General features: G+C 54.0%; 11 protein-coding genes. 8 read left to right on the top strand and 3 right to left on the bottom strand.

Features of this window, described 5'->3' with window-relative positions; translation table 11 throughout:
* Positions 1-93: 93 nt before the first annotated feature.
* Entirely contained in the window at positions 94-1,734 is a 1,641-nt protein-coding gene (locus ACTHYN_RS15190; RefSeq protein WP_441813259.1) for a sensor histidine kinase, read from the bottom strand.
* Positions 1,735-1,827: 93 nt separating this feature from the next.
* Between ACTHYN_RS15190 and ACTHYN_RS15185 the strand changes: the two genes are divergently transcribed.
* Positions 1,828-3,492, top strand: coding sequence for an NAD+ synthase (locus ACTHYN_RS15185; protein WP_441813258.1), 1,665 nt, complete (start codon positions 1,828-1,830; stop codon positions 3,490-3,492).
* Between the two features lie 12 nt (positions 3,493-3,504).
* Here the strand turns inward: ACTHYN_RS15185 and ACTHYN_RS15180 are convergent, their stop codons facing one another.
* Positions 3,505-4,338 carry an outer membrane protein assembly factor BamD gene (locus tag ACTHYN_RS15180; protein WP_441813257.1) on the bottom strand — a complete coding sequence of 278 codons (834 nt, stop codon included), beginning with the start codon at positions 4,336-4,338 and terminating at the stop codon, positions 3,505-3,507.
* A 68-nt stretch (positions 4,339-4,406) separates the two neighbouring features.
* Between ACTHYN_RS15180 and rluD the strand changes: the two genes are divergently transcribed.
* From rluD to clpB, 3 genes are all read left to right on the top strand, one after another.
* Positions 4,407-5,384, top strand: coding sequence for a 23S rRNA pseudouridine(1911/1915/1917) synthase RluD (gene rluD, locus ACTHYN_RS15175; RefSeq protein ID WP_441813256.1), 978 nt, complete (start codon positions 4,407-4,409; stop codon positions 5,382-5,384).
* Positions 5,374-6,135, top strand: coding sequence for a peptidoglycan editing factor PgeF (gene pgeF, locus ACTHYN_RS15170; RefSeq protein ID WP_441813255.1), 762 nt, complete (start codon positions 5,374-5,376; stop codon positions 6,133-6,135). The genes rluD and pgeF overlap by 11 nt, the downstream gene beginning before the upstream one ends.
* 134 nt (positions 6,136-6,269) lie before the next feature.
* Positions 6,270-8,846 carry an ATP-dependent chaperone ClpB gene (gene clpB, locus ACTHYN_RS15165; protein ID WP_441813254.1) on the top strand — a complete coding sequence of 859 codons (2,577 nt, stop codon included), beginning with the start codon at positions 6,270-6,272 and terminating at the stop codon, positions 8,844-8,846.
* Positions 8,847-8,914: 68 nt separating this feature from the next.
* On the opposite strand, the gene ACTHYN_RS15160 is transcribed toward clpB, so the two are convergent.
* Complete coding sequence (locus ACTHYN_RS15160; RefSeq protein WP_441813253.1) at positions 8,915-9,379, bottom strand: DUF4124 domain-containing protein; 465 nt, start codon at positions 9,377-9,379, stop codon at positions 8,915-8,917.
* A 485-nt stretch (positions 9,380-9,864) separates the two neighbouring features.
* On the opposite strand from ACTHYN_RS15160, the gene ACTHYN_RS15155 reads away from it, so the two are divergent.
* The 4 genes from ACTHYN_RS15155 (at position 9,865) to pssA (ending at position 14,106) form a co-directional block, all read left to right on the top strand.
* A complete protein-coding gene (locus tag ACTHYN_RS15155; protein ID WP_441813252.1) occupies positions 9,865-11,583 on the top strand; it encodes an acetolactate synthase 3 large subunit in 1,719 nt (572 codons plus the stop codon).
* A 2-nt stretch (positions 11,584-11,585) separates the two neighbouring features.
* On the top strand, positions 11,586-12,077 hold the full coding sequence (gene ilvN, locus ACTHYN_RS15150; protein ID WP_441813251.1) for an acetolactate synthase small subunit: 492 nt from the start codon (positions 11,586-11,588) through the stop codon (positions 12,075-12,077).
* Between the two features lie 71 nt (positions 12,078-12,148).
* Positions 12,149-13,165: a ketol-acid reductoisomerase gene (gene ilvC / locus ACTHYN_RS15145; RefSeq protein WP_441813250.1), complete on the top strand. Its 1,017-nt coding sequence runs from the start codon at positions 12,149-12,151 to the stop codon at positions 13,163-13,165.
* Positions 13,166-13,281: 116 nt separating this feature from the next.
* Positions 13,282-14,106: a CDP-diacylglycerol--serine O-phosphatidyltransferase gene (gene pssA, locus ACTHYN_RS15140; protein WP_441813260.1), complete on the top strand. Its 825-nt coding sequence runs from the start codon at positions 13,282-13,284 to the stop codon at positions 14,104-14,106.
* Positions 14,107-14,256 lie beyond the last annotated feature (150 nt).

Raw genomic sequence — 14,256 nt, 5'->3', positions numbered from 1 at the left:
CGGGTAAGGGTTATTTCAAGAAGATCCCGGATATCCGGTTCATCATCAACAATCAGCGCGGTATGGGTGGTCATCTTGTTGTGTGGGTCCATGTCAGATCATTCGCCCTGGGTGGGCAAAGGTAATGCGAAAGCAGCAGCCAGTTTGGTTGTCTTCCACCAGGGACAGGTGGGCCTGGTTAGCCTCGCACAGTTCCCGTGCCAGATAAAGGCCGAGGCCCGTGCCGCCTTTGTCAGTGGTGTAAAATGGCTCAAAAACCGAGTGTCTGGACTCTGTAGGCACGCCGGGGCCAAAGTCTTTTACATCCACGTAGGCGCGCTGACCGTCAGCCGTTGCACCTGCGCGCAGTTCAATTTTGCGATCGCCTGAGTGCTGTTGGCTATAGCGCAAACCATTATCGCACAGGTTTACCAGTACCTGTTCTATTTGGCTTGTATCAAATCGCGCCTCTGGTAGGCCGGGTGCAACGCTCAAGACGATGCTGGTAGGCGAGCCGGCTGTTTTCTGGGTCTGGAGAAAGTCTGCCCGAAACTCTTCCAGCCAACTGGCTAAATCCACCAGGTCGGCGTTGGCTTGTTTGCGCCGGGAAAGGCCCAGCACATTCTCTATAATACCGTTCACGCGCCGGGAGTGGCGTTGAATAATGTCCAGCATCTGGCGGTCGCTGGCGTCAATGTGAGGCGATTCGTTCATTAATTGGGCTGCGTGGCTCATAGCCCCGAGGGGGTTGCGGATTTCATGGGCGATGCCCGCCGTCAGTCTTCCCAGGGAAGCCAGCTTCATTTGCTGGGCTTGCTGGGTTACTTTGCTTATGTCTTCGATAAACACCAGAATCTGGTCGCCACGCTCCTGATCAAACTGGGTAAAATTCGCCTGCAATAAGGGGGAGGTGGGTGCCGGTTGAAACGGCTCTGTACGTTTTTCAGGGTTTTTCAGCCAGACCTCCAGTCCCAGCTTCAGGGGCTGGGGCAGTGCGCGGGTGCGAGCTGTGGGTGCGCCGCTGTTTGTTGGAATGCCAAATAACAATTCTTCGGCCGCGGCGTTTGTCAGGCGTATCTGGCCATACCGGTCAACCACGAGAATGCCGGTGCGCATGCGCTGTATAATTTGTTGGTTGATCTTCTCCAGCTCCGCAATGCTGTGTGCCCGGCTGGTGGCGAGCGCTTCGCTGTGTATCATGCGCCGGGAGATGTTCTGCAGTATAAACGCGGCTGCAAAGTACAGGATGCCAAGCGATCCCGCGCGCACGATGTCATCGCCAGGCCCATTTATTGTCAGTACTGCCCAGCCGGTAATGCTCAAGGAGCAGATGGCTGCAAGTGCCGCATAAAAAGTACCTATGCGACTGGGGGTAAGAATATTGCCGGCCGCCACGGAGACAATAACAAGGTTGGCCAATCCATTGGTGATGCCGGTGCTGGCAAACAGCAACCCGTGCATGATCAGAATATCTATAAGGATGGAAAGGGTGATGTCCCGCTGCCGCGGTTGAAAGCCGGCCACCATGATGAGTGCAATAAAGCTGTTCAGCGCCAGGTAGCCCATCACACCGAACTGGTAGTAATCCAGAAATCGAAAGCGGGTGTCAAAGCTTACTGGATCAATAAATAATAACGCCGCCAGCATTAGGCTGATGACAAGCCGATAGTGGTTGTAGATGCGGAACAGTTTGGCTTGCTTTAAGTCAGATGTTCTTTTGCCGGTACTGACTGCTGATACCGTATCTGTTGCCATGGTTTTACCAAGTCTGTTGTTTTGCAGAAGAAATCAGGAGCTGTGCAGGGTTATAATACCCTTTTCGTGGCAATGAGTTACAGGAGTCTAGCTATGTCCGTTCCCGGGAGCACTTCGCTTTCCAATACATCACCCCGCACGTTACGAGTGGTGATGGCGCAGTTGGATTTTTTTGTGGGGGATATTCCCGGCAACACTGATCGGATTATTAACACGGCGAAGCGAGCGTACTCTGACCACAAGGCTGATGTTGTGGTGTTTCCGGAGCTTTGTATTACCGGGTATCCGCCAGAGGATTTGTTACTGCGATCCAGCGTTGATGTCAGAGTAAATGAGGCGCTGGAGCAGCTGCAAGCGGCGCAACTTGATGCCGCGATTGTTATAGGTGCGCCTGTCAGGCAGGGTCGCCAGCTTTATAATGCGGCCCTGGTGATTGAGCGTGGAAAAATCACCGGGTGCTACTTCAAGCAGTTCCCGCCCAATTATCAGGTGTTCGACGAGAAACGATATTTTGCCGGTGGCGCAGGTGCAGCGGTGGTTGATCTGTGCGGTGTGCCTGTGGGGCTCGCGGTTTGTGAGGACGTCTGGGCGGACGGTCCGGTAGAGGGCGCCGTGGCGGCAGGTGCGCAGCTGATTATCAGTCTGAACGCGTCGCCTTATGACACCAGCAAGCAAGCCCGCAGAAAGGCGCTGCTTGAGCGCAAATCCCGGGAGAATCAGGTAAGTATTATTTACGCCAACCTGGTGGGCGCTCAGGATGAATTGGTGTTCGACGGTGGCTCCATGGTTTATGACCATTCAGGGGCGCTCGCTGTAGAAGCGCCGCAGTTTAGTGATGGCTTGTTCCCTGTGGAATTTTCCTGTGGCAGTCATTGCCAGCCGGTGTCTCAGCCGCTGCCTGCGGTGCCTGAGCTGGAAGCGAGTATTTACAGCGCATTGGTTGCCGGCGTTCGCGATTATGTAAACAAGAATGGCTTCAAATCTGTAGTGCTGGGGCTTTCCGGTGGTATCGATTCCGCTGTTGCCCTGGCGGTAGCGGTAGATGCTTTAGGGCCGGATCGGGTTCGCGCTGTGATGATGCCCTTTCGATACACTCTGGGCATTAGTCTTGAAGACGCAGAAGCACAGGCTGCGGCCATGGGAGTGCAGTACGATGTGTACTCCATAGAGCCCATCTACGAGTCGTTCATGGCAACCCTGGCGACACCGTTTGAAGGCACAGCCCTCGATACCACAGAACAGAACTTGCAGGCCCGTATTCGCGGCACGCTGTTGATGTCGCTTTCCAACAAGTTTGGTTCCTTGGTGCTTACCACCGGGAATAAAAGCGAGGTGGCGGTGGGGTACTCCACTTTGTACGGCGACATGGCTGGCGGGTTTGATGTTCTGAAGGATGTGTCGAAAACCTGGGTGTTTCGTTTGGCCTGGTATCGCAATTCGCTGTCGCCGGTCATTCCTGAGCGAGTGATAACGCGGCCGCCATCTGCAGAGCTGGCGCCAGACCAGAAAGATGAGGATAGCCTTCCGGGTTATGATGTGCTGGACCAGATTCTTGGCTTGTATGTTGAACAGGATTTTAGTGCAGATGCGATTGTTGCGGAGGGGTTTGACGAGGCCGACGTTAAGCGCGTGATTCGCCTGGTGGATATCAACGAATACAAGCGCCAGCAGGCACCTATTGGGCCCCGTATAACTGAGCGTGGTTTCGGGAAGGATCGCCGCTACCCCATTTCCAATGGCTGGAGAAGCGGCAAATAACAGGGTGTGCGGTTATTCGTCGCCCATCAGGCCGAAGGTAACCACGCTGGAGAGTGAGCGGTTCTCACGCCTCAGCAAGCTTGCCTCAAACTCGCCGTTGCTGTTGAACGCGTCGCTTTTTGGGAAGTTTTGGCGAAGCAGAGCCACGGCGTCCTGAGAACCTTTATTGAACTTCAGAAAATCAAAGGTTTCCGCCAGAATAATCAGTGCCTCTTCAACAGCTGGCGAAGAGGGGTAGTTTTCAACGATGTAACGCGCCCGGGTGTTGGCGGCTACGTAGGCTTCGCGCTTGATATAATAACGCGCAGCGTGAATTTCCAGTTCCGCCATGCGGTTACGCACGGCAATCATGCGCTGGCGGGCGTCGGCAGCGTACTCGCTCTCAGGAAAGCGGTTCAGCAATTCGCTGAAATCGCGAAAAGCCTGCTGTTGCTCCCCCGCATCCCGTGCGGCTACATCAATCGGAAAGTAACGGGCTGCCAGGCCGATATCGAGGTTATAGGAAGCGAGCCCTCGCATGTATAGTGCATAATCTGCGTGGTCGCTCTGGGGGTTCAGGCGAAGAAAGCGGTCTGCCGCGCCGCGGGAACCTTCAAGATCGAGGTTCTGGTAGCGGGCGTAGATTAAATCGAGCTGTGCTTGTTCGGCATACCGGCCAAACGGGTAGTAAGTCTCCAATGAATCCAGGTTTTGCTCTGCTTCGTTGAAGTTGCCTGAGTTCATGGCCGAGCGAGCATTGTCGTAATAGGTTTCTTCCGGCAGTACTTCTTCCTGCTTGTTGGACGCGCAGGCGCTGATCAATACAACCAGTATAGAAAGTAGCAGTAAACGAAAATCTGATCTCATGCCGAAATCCCGTATAATGTCTATAAATTCGAGTGCGCAACTATATCACACACAGGCCCGGGGGCTTAATGTCATCTGAAAACCGAATAACTGCCAGTTTTGATGTGCCGCCAGAGCTAAGCGACCGGCGGCTGGATCAAGCGGCGTCTGAGCTGATGCCGGAGCACTCGCGCTCGCGCTTGCAGTCCTGGATTCGCAGCGGTGCGTTAACCGTAAACGGAGAAGCCCGCAGGCCAAAGGATAAAGTAATGCTGAGTGATCGGCTCAAGCTTGATGCCGAGCCCGAAGCCCAGGTGACGTGGCAGGCAGAGGCGATCAGCCTGGATGTGGTTTATGAAGATGAACATCTGCTTGTCATCAATAAACCGGCAGGCCTGGTTGTGCACCCGGCCGCTGGTCATGCGGATGGCACCTTGGTAAATGCGTTATTGAACTATGCCCCGGAAGTGGAGAATTTGCCACGCGCCGGCATTGTTCATCGTTTGGACAAAGACACCTCCGGTGTGATGGTGGTTGCGCGAAGCCTGATCGCTCACACCTCGCTGGTTGACCAGTTACAGACCCGAAGCATGGGGAGGGAATACGAGGCGGTTGTGATTGGCACCCTCACGGGCGGCGCCACCGTGGATGCGCCTATTGGTCGCCACCCCCACGAGCGTAAAAAAATGGGTGTGGTCAACAGCGGTAAACCCGCCGTCACTCATTACCGTTTGATCGAGCGTTTCGCTGCCCATACACATGTGCGCTGCATATTGGAAAGTGGCCGAACCCACCAGATTCGCGTGCACATGGCTCATGTGAAGCATCCATTGGTTGGCGACCCTCTTTATGGTGGCCGCCTGCGCTTGCCCAAAGGCACAACGGAGGCACTGCGCGAGGTGCTGGCAGGGTTTACCCGGCAGGCGCTGCACGCTCGCAAGCTCACTTTGGAACACCCGGAAACCGGTGAGGTTCTGAGCTGGGAAGCGCCATTGCCGGAAGATTTCGAAGGCTTGCTCGCCGCATTGCGTGCGCATGTTCAGGGTATGGAGAGCAATGAATTCTGATGTTACGTCGGCGCCGTCACTTATACGCCCTGAATGGCCGGCGCCTACCAATATTCGCGCCTTTTGCTCAACCCGGGTGGGTGGGTTCAGCCAGGCCCCCTGGGCGAGCCTGAACCTGGGTGGACACGTGGGTGATGCCCCGGTCGATGTGCGGGCAAACCGCGCAAAATTGGCCAATGCCTGCGATCTTCCGGTTGATGCATTCGGTTGGCTGGACCAGACCCATGGCACAGAGGTTGTGAGTCTGCCCGCAACCGCCCCTGTGCCTGAAGCAGATGCAAGCTATACCCTGGCGGCTGGCAGGGCGTGCACCATTCTTACAGCAGACTGTTTGCCGGTTATTCTGTGTGATCAACAAGGAACCACTGTGGCTGCAGCCCACGCCGGCTGGCGCAGCCTGTGTGGCGGGGTGCTGGAAAACCTGCTGGCTCGCATGGCAGTTCCTGGCCGGGATTTAATGGCCTGGCTAGGGCCGGCCATAGGCCCGAATGCGTTCGAGGTGGGGCCGGAAGTCAGAGCGGCGTTTATAGCGAAAACGCCACAGGCAAGCGCTGCGTTTAGCGCCTCTGGCGCTCGGGAGGGGCATTATATGGCCGATATATATTTGCTTGCCCGGCAGCGTCTGGAAAAGCTGGGGATTACCAGTATCCATGGCGGTCGTTTTTGCACGGTTACCGACAGCCAGCGTTTTTACTCCTACCGTCGCGATGGTCAGACTGGCCGAATGGCAACGGTTATCTGGAAAGCCTGAGTCTTGTCAATTTTCTGACGTTTTTGCGCGGCTTAGCCTTGAAGTTCCCCTGATAGCCCCTACATTAGTTCTCAAAGCAAGCTGAATGCGCACTAACTGACCGCATTCGCCGAACGAATCGGGGAACCCAAACCATGAGAATCGATAAACTTACCAGCCTTTTGCAGGCCGCGTTGGCTGATGCCCAATCGCTCGCCGTTGGTAAAGACCATAACTTTATTGAGCCGCTGCACCTGATGCAGGCTATGCTTGATCAGCAGGGTAGCTCTATCAAGCCTTTACTGAAGCAGGCAGGTGCGGAAACAGGCCGCGTGCGTCAGGCCGTAGCGCAGGAAATCGAGAACTTGCCGGAGGTGAGTGGTAGCGCAGGCGATGTCGCCATGTCCAATGATATGGGGCGCCTGTTCAACGTCGCCGATAAATTGGCGCAAAAGCGTAAAGATCAGTTTGTGTCCAGTGAACTGATGCTGCTGGCTGCTCTTGAAGATCGTGGCACGCTCGGCCGGATTTTGCGGGAACAGGGTGTCGATAAAGCAGCACTGGTTAAAGCCATTGACGCCGTGCGGGGTGGCGAAACCGTAGATGATCCAGGCGCTGAGGAAAACCGCCAGGCGTTGTCGAAGTACACGATTGATCTGACGGAGCGGGCGGAAGCCGGCAAGCTCGACCCGGTTATTGGCCGTGATGATGAAATTCGCCGGACCATTCAGGTACTGCAACGTCGGCGCAAAAATAACCCTGTGTTGATTGGCGAGCCAGGCGTGGGTAAAACAGCGATCGCGGAGGGTTTGGCTCAGCGTATTATTAACGGTGAAGTGCCCGAGGGTTTGAAGAACAAGCGGGTGTTGTCTCTGGATATGGGGTCTTTGATTGCCGGTGCCAAGTTCCGGGGCGAATTTGAGGAGCGCTTGAAAGCAGTGCTCAACGAGCTTTCCAAGCAGGAAGGCCAGATTATTTTGTTCATTGACGAAATTCACACCATGGTGGGGGCCGGTAAAGCGGAGGGCTCTATGGATGCCGGTAATATGCTTAAGCCGGCGCTGGCCCGCGGCGAACTGCATTGCGTGGGCGCAACCACCCTCAATGAATACCGTGAGAATATAGAGAAGGATGCTGCTCTGGAGCGCCGCTTTCAGAAAGTTCTGATTGCCGAGCCGAACGAGGAAGACACCATAGCGATTCTCCGTGGCCTGAAAGAGCGTTACGAAGTGCATCACGGTGTAGAAGTCACCGACGGGGCAATTATTGCTGCGTCTAAACTGTCCCAACGGTATATCACAGATCGCCAGTTGCCAGACAAGGCCATTGATCTGATCGATGAAGCTGCCAGTCAGATCCGTATGGAGATGGATTCCAAGCCAGAGCCTTTGGACCGGCTTGAGCGCCGTCTTATTCAGCTCAAAATTGAGCGTGAAGCCCTCAAAAATGAGACAGATGCTGGCTCGAAAAGACGCCTGGAAGAGCTTTCAGGCGTGATCCTGGATGTTGAGCGGGAGTATGCTGATCTTGAAGAGGTCTGGAATACCGAGAAGGCTGCTTTGCACGGCTCTCAAAAAATAAAGAGCCAGCTGGAGCAGGCGCGTATTGATCTCGAAACCGCCCGCCGGGCAGGTGATCTGGGCAAAATGTCTGAGTTGCAGTACGGCCGTATTCCAGAGTTGGAGCGCCAGCTCGATATGGCCGGTCAGGCAGAAATGATGGAGATGACGCTTCTTCGAAACCGCGTTACCGACGAGGAGATCGCCGAAGTTGTCTCTAAATGGACAGGTATTCCAGTGTCAAAAATGCTGGAAGGCGAGCGCGACAAATTGATGCGCATGGAGGATGAGCTACACAATCGCGTTATTGGCCAAAACGAGGCCGTTGAGGCTGTATCCAATGCTGTTCGCCGCTCTCGCGCCGGTCTTGCCGACCCCCACAGGCCTAACGGCTCCTTTCTGTTTCTCGGGCCTACTGGCGTGGGTAAAACCGAGTTGTGCAAAGCGTTGGCGTCATTTCTCTTCGATACCGATGAAGCTATGGTGCGCATTGATATGTCGGAGTTTATGGAAAAACACTCCGTTGCCCGCCTGATTGGTGCACCCCCCGGTTATGTCGGTTATGAAGAGGGCGGCTACCTCACGGAAGCCGTTCGTCGCAGGCCTTATTCGGTGTTGTTGCTGGATGAGGTCGAAAAGGCGCACCCGGACGTGTTCAACATACTGCTTCAGGTATTGGATGACGGGCGCCTTACCGATGGCCAGGGGCGTACAGTTGATTTCCGTAATACGGTTATTGTGATGACGTCGAATTTAGGCTCGGGAATTATTCAGCAAAAGGCCGGGGAAGAAAATTACGAAGCCATGAAAAGCTCTGTGATGGAGGAGGTGGGAACCCATTTCCGCCCAGAGTTTATTAACCGTGTGGACGAAGTCGTTGTGTTTCATCCGCTCGCGGGAAGTCAGATTCACGGTATCGCAAAAATCCAGATTCAGGTTCTCGGAAAACGCCTGGAGGAACAGGACATGAAGCTGGAACTAGACGAGGCGGCAATGGATCTGCTGGCAGAAGTCGGGTACGACCCGGTCTACGGTGCGCGACCACTGAAGCGCGCAATTCAGCGAATGATAGAAAACCCGCTGGCCCAGAAGTTGTTGCAAGGTGACTTTGTTGCCGATGACACTATTCGCGCCACGGTGAAAGACAGCAAGCTGGTATTTGAAAAGGCGTAATTTAAGTAGTGCAAAAAAAGAGGGCGAAACCAGGGTTTCGCCCTCTTTTTTTTAACTGATCCCGGTTTTTATTCCTGGGTATCAGGGGCGCAATTTTCAGAAGCGATTTCTTCAAGCCTGGTGCGTTGTTCGGCAATTTCTTCTGGAGTGAGGTAACGCATTTCGCCTTCCTCTTCAACGCGAATGCGAGCGTTGCTGCCTATGACCTTCAGGTTGGAGCGGGCGTTCTCGCAGTTTGCTTCACGCTGCTTCCGGCGGGCTTTGTCTACCGCTGTTTCCTGTTTTTTGTCAGCCTCAGCCTGTTGCTGGTCCTGAAGCTCGCCCAGACGTTGCTGAGGACCAGGGCGGCTATTGTCTGTTCCGCTTGATGTTCCCGAGCGAACGTGGACCGTTTCCGAGCTGGCCCCCACAGGCTGGCGATCACCAAAATGAGTTACGCCCTCTTTATCCGTCCACTTATAAACGGAGGCGCTCGCGGCGATGCCGGGTACTGCGGCCATCAGTAATGTCAGTATCAGGGCGGTTCTGTTCATGGCTCTACTCATGCTGTGTCAGTTTTATATGTGCCTATCATGCCATTTATGCACAGTATTTTCTTCTGCCTGGTTCAAATCTCCGCACCCCGTTTATGCGTGAAAGTGGCGAATAGTTACACCAGACCTTCCATCAGTATGGGCACAGAAAGCAGCAGAGGCTATTGACAGGGAGTTTCGCGCTGTCAGAATTACTAATTGCCTGAAGACTGGGGTCAATACGGCAGGCAATCCCGTGCAAGTATCCCCCCGTTATTTACCACACTGAGCGTGTCGCGCATTTGTCGCGGAATGGTTGTTGCTAATTTGCAACCCGTTGATTGGCCGTTCTCCGCAACCCTCAGGAGGGCGGCTGGCCAGGAGATAACCTCTTATAAGGTGTGGAGCAGCAGCCGGTTCCGCTTTCACAAGAAGCAAGGAAACCGTGAACCCAGGCGACCGGGCGTGTGCCCGGCTCATTCACTCGAAGAAGAGGGTAGAAAATCGTGGAGTTATTGTCTGGCGCCGATATGCTGATCCGTTCCCTACAGGATGAAGGGATCGAGTACATATACGGATATCCGGGTGGTGCAGCCCTTCATATCTATGATGCGCTGTTCAGGCAGGACAAGGTCAAGCATATTCTGGTAAGACACGAGCAGGCAGCCGTGCACATGGCCGATGGCTATGCGCGGGCTTCCGGGCAGCCAGGAACCGTGCTTGTAACCTCTGGTCCTGGAGCCACCAACACCATTACTGGTATCGCTACTGCGTTTATGGATTCCATCCCCATGGTGGTTCTGTGCGGGCAGGTTGCATCTACCCTGATTGGCGAAGATGCATTCCAGGAAACCGATATGATCGGTGTTTCCCGTCCTGTGGTTAAGCACAACCTCAGCGTGCGCCATCCCTCAGAGATTCCGGAAGCCATTCGCAAGGCGTATTACATTGCCTCGACTGGTCGCCCCGGGCCTGTTGTAGTGGATATACCCAAGGATATGACCGCGCCGAATGAGCGTTTTGAATACGCTTATCCGAAAAAAATCAATTTGCGCTCTTACAATCCGGCGATACGCGGTCACGCCGGCCAGATCAAAAAAGCGGTAGATATGATGCTGGCAGCGCGCCGCCCCATCATTTATGCCGGTGGGGGTGTTGTTTTGGGTAAAGCCTCCGAGCAGCTTACTGAGTTGGTGCGCGACCTGGGTTGTCCGATCACTAACACCCTCATGGGTATTGGCTGTTATCCGGCGAGCGACAAGCAGCACCTTGGCTGGCTTGGCATGCACGGCACCTATGAAGCCAATATGGCGATGCATCATTCAGATCTTATTCTGGCGGTGGGCGCACGGTTTGATGACCGGGTGACAAACGCAACTGAAAAGTTTTGTCCGGGTGCCCGCATCGTTCATATTGATATTGATCCGGCGTCCATTTCCAAAACGGTCGATGCCGACGTGCCTATCGTCGGACCGGTAGATGCGGTTCTCAAGGAAATGCTTGCTCTGGTTAAAGAGAGCAAAGAAAGGCCGGATGCAGAGGCGCTTGCTTCCTGGTGGAAACAAATCGACGAGTGGCGTGCCTTTCACGGAATGCGTTACGAAACCAGCCCGGACGTAATAAAACCCCAGGAAGTGGTTGAAATGCTCAGCCGGCTGACGAACGGCGATGCGTTTGTGACCACTGATGTGGGCCAGCACCAGATGTTTGCCGCTCAGTACTATAAGTTTGACAAGCCGAATCGCTGGATCAATTCCGGTGGTCTGGGCACCATGGGCTTTGGTTTTCCGGCCGCCATGGGCGTCAAACTGACACACCCGGATGACGAAGTGCTTTGTATTACCGGAGAGGGCAGTATCCAGATGAACATTCAGGAGATGTCTACCTGCAACCAGTACAACTTGCCGGTGAAAATCATCAACCTGAACAATGGGTCGCTGGGAATGGTAAGGCAGTGGCAGGATATGAACTACGAGTCCCGTCACTCCCAGTCGTATATGGAATCCCTGCCGGATTTTATCAAGCTGGCAGAAGCCTATGGTCACGTGGGTATCCGCATTGATAAGAAAGAAGACCTTGAGCCGAAGCTCAAAGAAGCTCTGGCCATGAAAGACAGGCTGGTGTTTGTGGATATTCAGGTTGACCGCTTCGAACACGTGTACCCGATGCAAGTTGCCCGCGGCTGCATGAAAGATATGTGGCTCAGCAAGACGGAGAGGGTGTAATCATGCGTCGAATCATTTCTGTGCTGCTTGAGAACGAACCCGGCGCTTTGTCTCGCGTAGTCGGGCTTTTTTCGCAGCGGAACTATAACATTGAGACCCTGACGGTAGCGCCCACGGAAGACGAGACGCTATCTCGTCTCACAGTAACGACCTCTGGCTCTGATCGGGTTATTGAGCAAATTACCAAGCAGCTTAATAAGCTTGTTGAGGTGGTGAAGCTGGTAGACCTGACCGAAGGCCCCCATGTTGAGCGGGAGTTGATGCTGGTCAAGCTTAAGGCAACTGGCTCCCAGCGCGCTGAAATCAAGCGAACTGTGGATATCTTCCGGGGCCAGATTGTCGATGTCACCCACTCGATCTATACCGTTCAGCTGGCGGGCGACAGTGATAAGCTTGATGCCTTCATTCAGGCTATTGGCACCTCGGGGGTTCTTGAGGTGGTACGCTCGGGTGTTTCCGGGATCGCTAGGGGCGAAAAGGTTTTAAGTCTCTAAACTGTTTTATATTTATTCATTACGAACGCTTCGGCCTTCTGGTAGGCCGTCACTAATAACAGAGGTTATTCATGCAGGTTTATTACGATAAGGATTGCGATCTTTCGATCATTCAGGGCAAAAAGGTTGCCATCATCGGTTTTGGTTCGCAGGGTCACGCTCACGCATGCAACCTGAAAGAGTCTGGCGTTGATGTCACTGTAGGCTTGCGCCCTGGTTCTTCCTCTATCGCCAAGGCTGAAGCTTATGGTCTGAAAACCAGCGACGTGCCAACTGCCGTAGCGGCAGCCGATGTGGTTATGGTTCTGACTCCGGATGAATTTCAATCCCAGTTGTATGCAGCTGAAATTGAGCCCAACCTGAAGCAGGGCGCTACCCTGGCGTTTGCTCATGGCTTTGCGATCCACTACAACCAGGTTGTGCCGCGCAAAGATCTGGACGTTATTATGGTTGCCCCGAAAGCGCCGGGCCATACGGTTCGCACCGAGTTTGCCAATGGTGGCGGTATTCCTGATCTCATCGCAATGTTCCAGGACGCTTCCGGCAATGCCAAGAATCTGGCGCTTTCATACGCCAGCGGCATCGGCGGCGGTCGCACTGGAATCATTGAAACAACATTCAAAGACGAGACCGAAACTGATCTGTTCGGCGAGCAGGCGGTTTTGTGTGGCGGTACGGTTGAGCTGGTAAAAGCAGCTTTCGAAACCCTCACCGAAGCAGGTTATGCACCGGAAATGGCGTACTTCGAATGTTTGCATGAGCTAAAGCTTATTGTTGACCTGATGTACGAAGGCGGCATTGCCAACATGAACTACTCCATCTCTAACAACGCTGAGTTTGGGGAGTACGTAACTGGCCCGGAGATCATCAATGATCAGTCGCGTGAAGCCATGCGCAACGCGCTGAAGCGCATCCAGAGCGGCGAGTACGCCAAGATGTTTATCTCCGAAGGTGCCCTCAACTACCCATCAATGACCGCACGTCGTCGTCAGAATGCGGCTCATGATATTGAGGTAACAGGAGAGAAACTGCGTGGAATGATGCCGTGGATCTCTGCCAACAAGATCGTAGATAAAGACAAAAACTAAGCGCTGTTCCGCTTGGTTTAATAAAACGCGGCCCGTGTGGCCGCGTTTTTCGTATATACTTTGCCCAAATACTTTCCGGAGTAGTGGGAATGACTGAAGAAAGGAAAAATGCCGATATGAGTTCCAGGGATAATGACCCGGAGGTTGCGTCAAAATCGGCCGCAGAGTGCGACATAGAGCCTGGCGAAGTGGTAGAAGAGGAGTTGGTTGAGGGTGCGCCAGTGCGCAGGAAAGGTATTTACCTTCTGCCCAATGCTTTAACAACGGCTTCTTTGTTTTCCGGCTTTTATGCCATTGTTTCGGCGGCGGGTGGCGTTTTCGATAACGCTGCGATCGCGATTTTTGTGTCCATGGTTCTGGATGGGCTCGACGGGCGTGTAGCTCGTATGACCAATACCCAGAGCAAGTTTGGCGAAGAATACGACAGCCTTGCAGACATGGTTGCGTTTGGTGTCGCGCCCGGGTTTGTTGCGTTCTTCTGGTCTCTGAACGGTATGGACAAGATTGGCTGGGCCATCACCTTCATATACGTAGCGGGTGCTGCTCTTCGCCTCGCCCGATTCAATACGCAAATTGGTTCCGTCGATAAAAAGGTTTTTGTAGGTTTGCCCAGCCCCGCAGCGGCAGCCTGCGTTGCAGGTTTGGTATGGTGCTTTAACGCCTTTGAGCCGTCAGCCTGGCTTACCTTCCTTACAGTTGTGGTTGTTGGCGGTACCGGGGTGCTGATGGTCAGCAATGTTCTCTATCGCAGCTTCAAGGATCTCGATCTCCGTGGTCGTGTCCCGTTCGCGGCTATATTGCTTGTAGTGCTGATTTTTGTAGTGATTGCACTGGACCCGGCAACTGTTCTGTTTACCGGTTTCCTGATTTACGGGTTGTCCGGACCTGTTCGTGCGCTTTTCCGTGGCAAGCTGCGTCGACCTGCCAAGACCCAGAGCTAATGTTCCGGGTATAATTGAGTGGTTTTTGGTCGGTTTCTGTCTTGAAGGGATGTATTAATAGGTGGAAACCGAAAGAGATGAGAATTAGCTGAAATTGGCCGTTGACACCTGCGCCCAGCTCTGTAGAATGCGCATCTCGCTTGAGGGACA

Source organism: Marinobacter sp. (assembly GCF_052091845.1).
Classification (GTDB): Bacteria; Pseudomonadota; Gammaproteobacteria; order Pseudomonadales; family Oleiphilaceae; genus Marinobacter.
The sequence above is the reverse complement of the archived record's forward strand: the minus strand, read 5'-3'. Positions and strand labels throughout refer to the sequence as shown.

What these genes read in the sequence shown, in the direction of transcription:
- ACTHYN_RS15190 (WP_441813259.1), bottom strand. Translation starts at nt 1,734, where the DNA reads ATGGCAACAGATACGGTATCAGCAGTCAGTACCGGCAAAAGAACATCT.
- ACTHYN_RS15185 (WP_441813258.1), top strand. Translation starts at nt 1,828, where the DNA reads ATGTCCGTTCCCGGGAGCACTTCGCTTTCCAATACATCACCCCGCACG.
- ACTHYN_RS15180 (WP_441813257.1), bottom strand. Translation starts at nt 4,338, where the DNA reads ATGAGATCAGATTTTCGTTTACTGCTACTTTCTATACTGGTTGTATTG.
- rluD (WP_441813256.1), top strand. Translation starts at nt 4,407, where the DNA reads ATGTCATCTGAAAACCGAATAACTGCCAGTTTTGATGTGCCGCCAGAG.
- pgeF (WP_441813255.1), top strand. Translation starts at nt 5,374, where the DNA reads ATGAATTCTGATGTTACGTCGGCGCCGTCACTTATACGCCCTGAATGG.
- clpB (WP_441813254.1), top strand. Translation starts at nt 6,270, where the DNA reads ATGAGAATCGATAAACTTACCAGCCTTTTGCAGGCCGCGTTGGCTGAT.
- ACTHYN_RS15160 (WP_441813253.1), bottom strand. Translation starts at nt 9,379, where the DNA reads ATGAACAGAACCGCCCTGATACTGACATTACTGATGGCCGCAGTACCC.
- ilvN (WP_441813251.1), top strand. Translation starts at nt 11,586, where the DNA reads ATGCGTCGAATCATTTCTGTGCTGCTTGAGAACGAACCCGGCGCTTTG.
- ilvC (WP_441813250.1), top strand. Translation starts at nt 12,149, where the DNA reads ATGCAGGTTTATTACGATAAGGATTGCGATCTTTCGATCATTCAGGGC.
- pssA (WP_441813260.1), top strand. Translation starts at nt 13,282, where the DNA reads ATGAGTTCCAGGGATAATGACCCGGAGGTTGCGTCAAAATCGGCCGCA.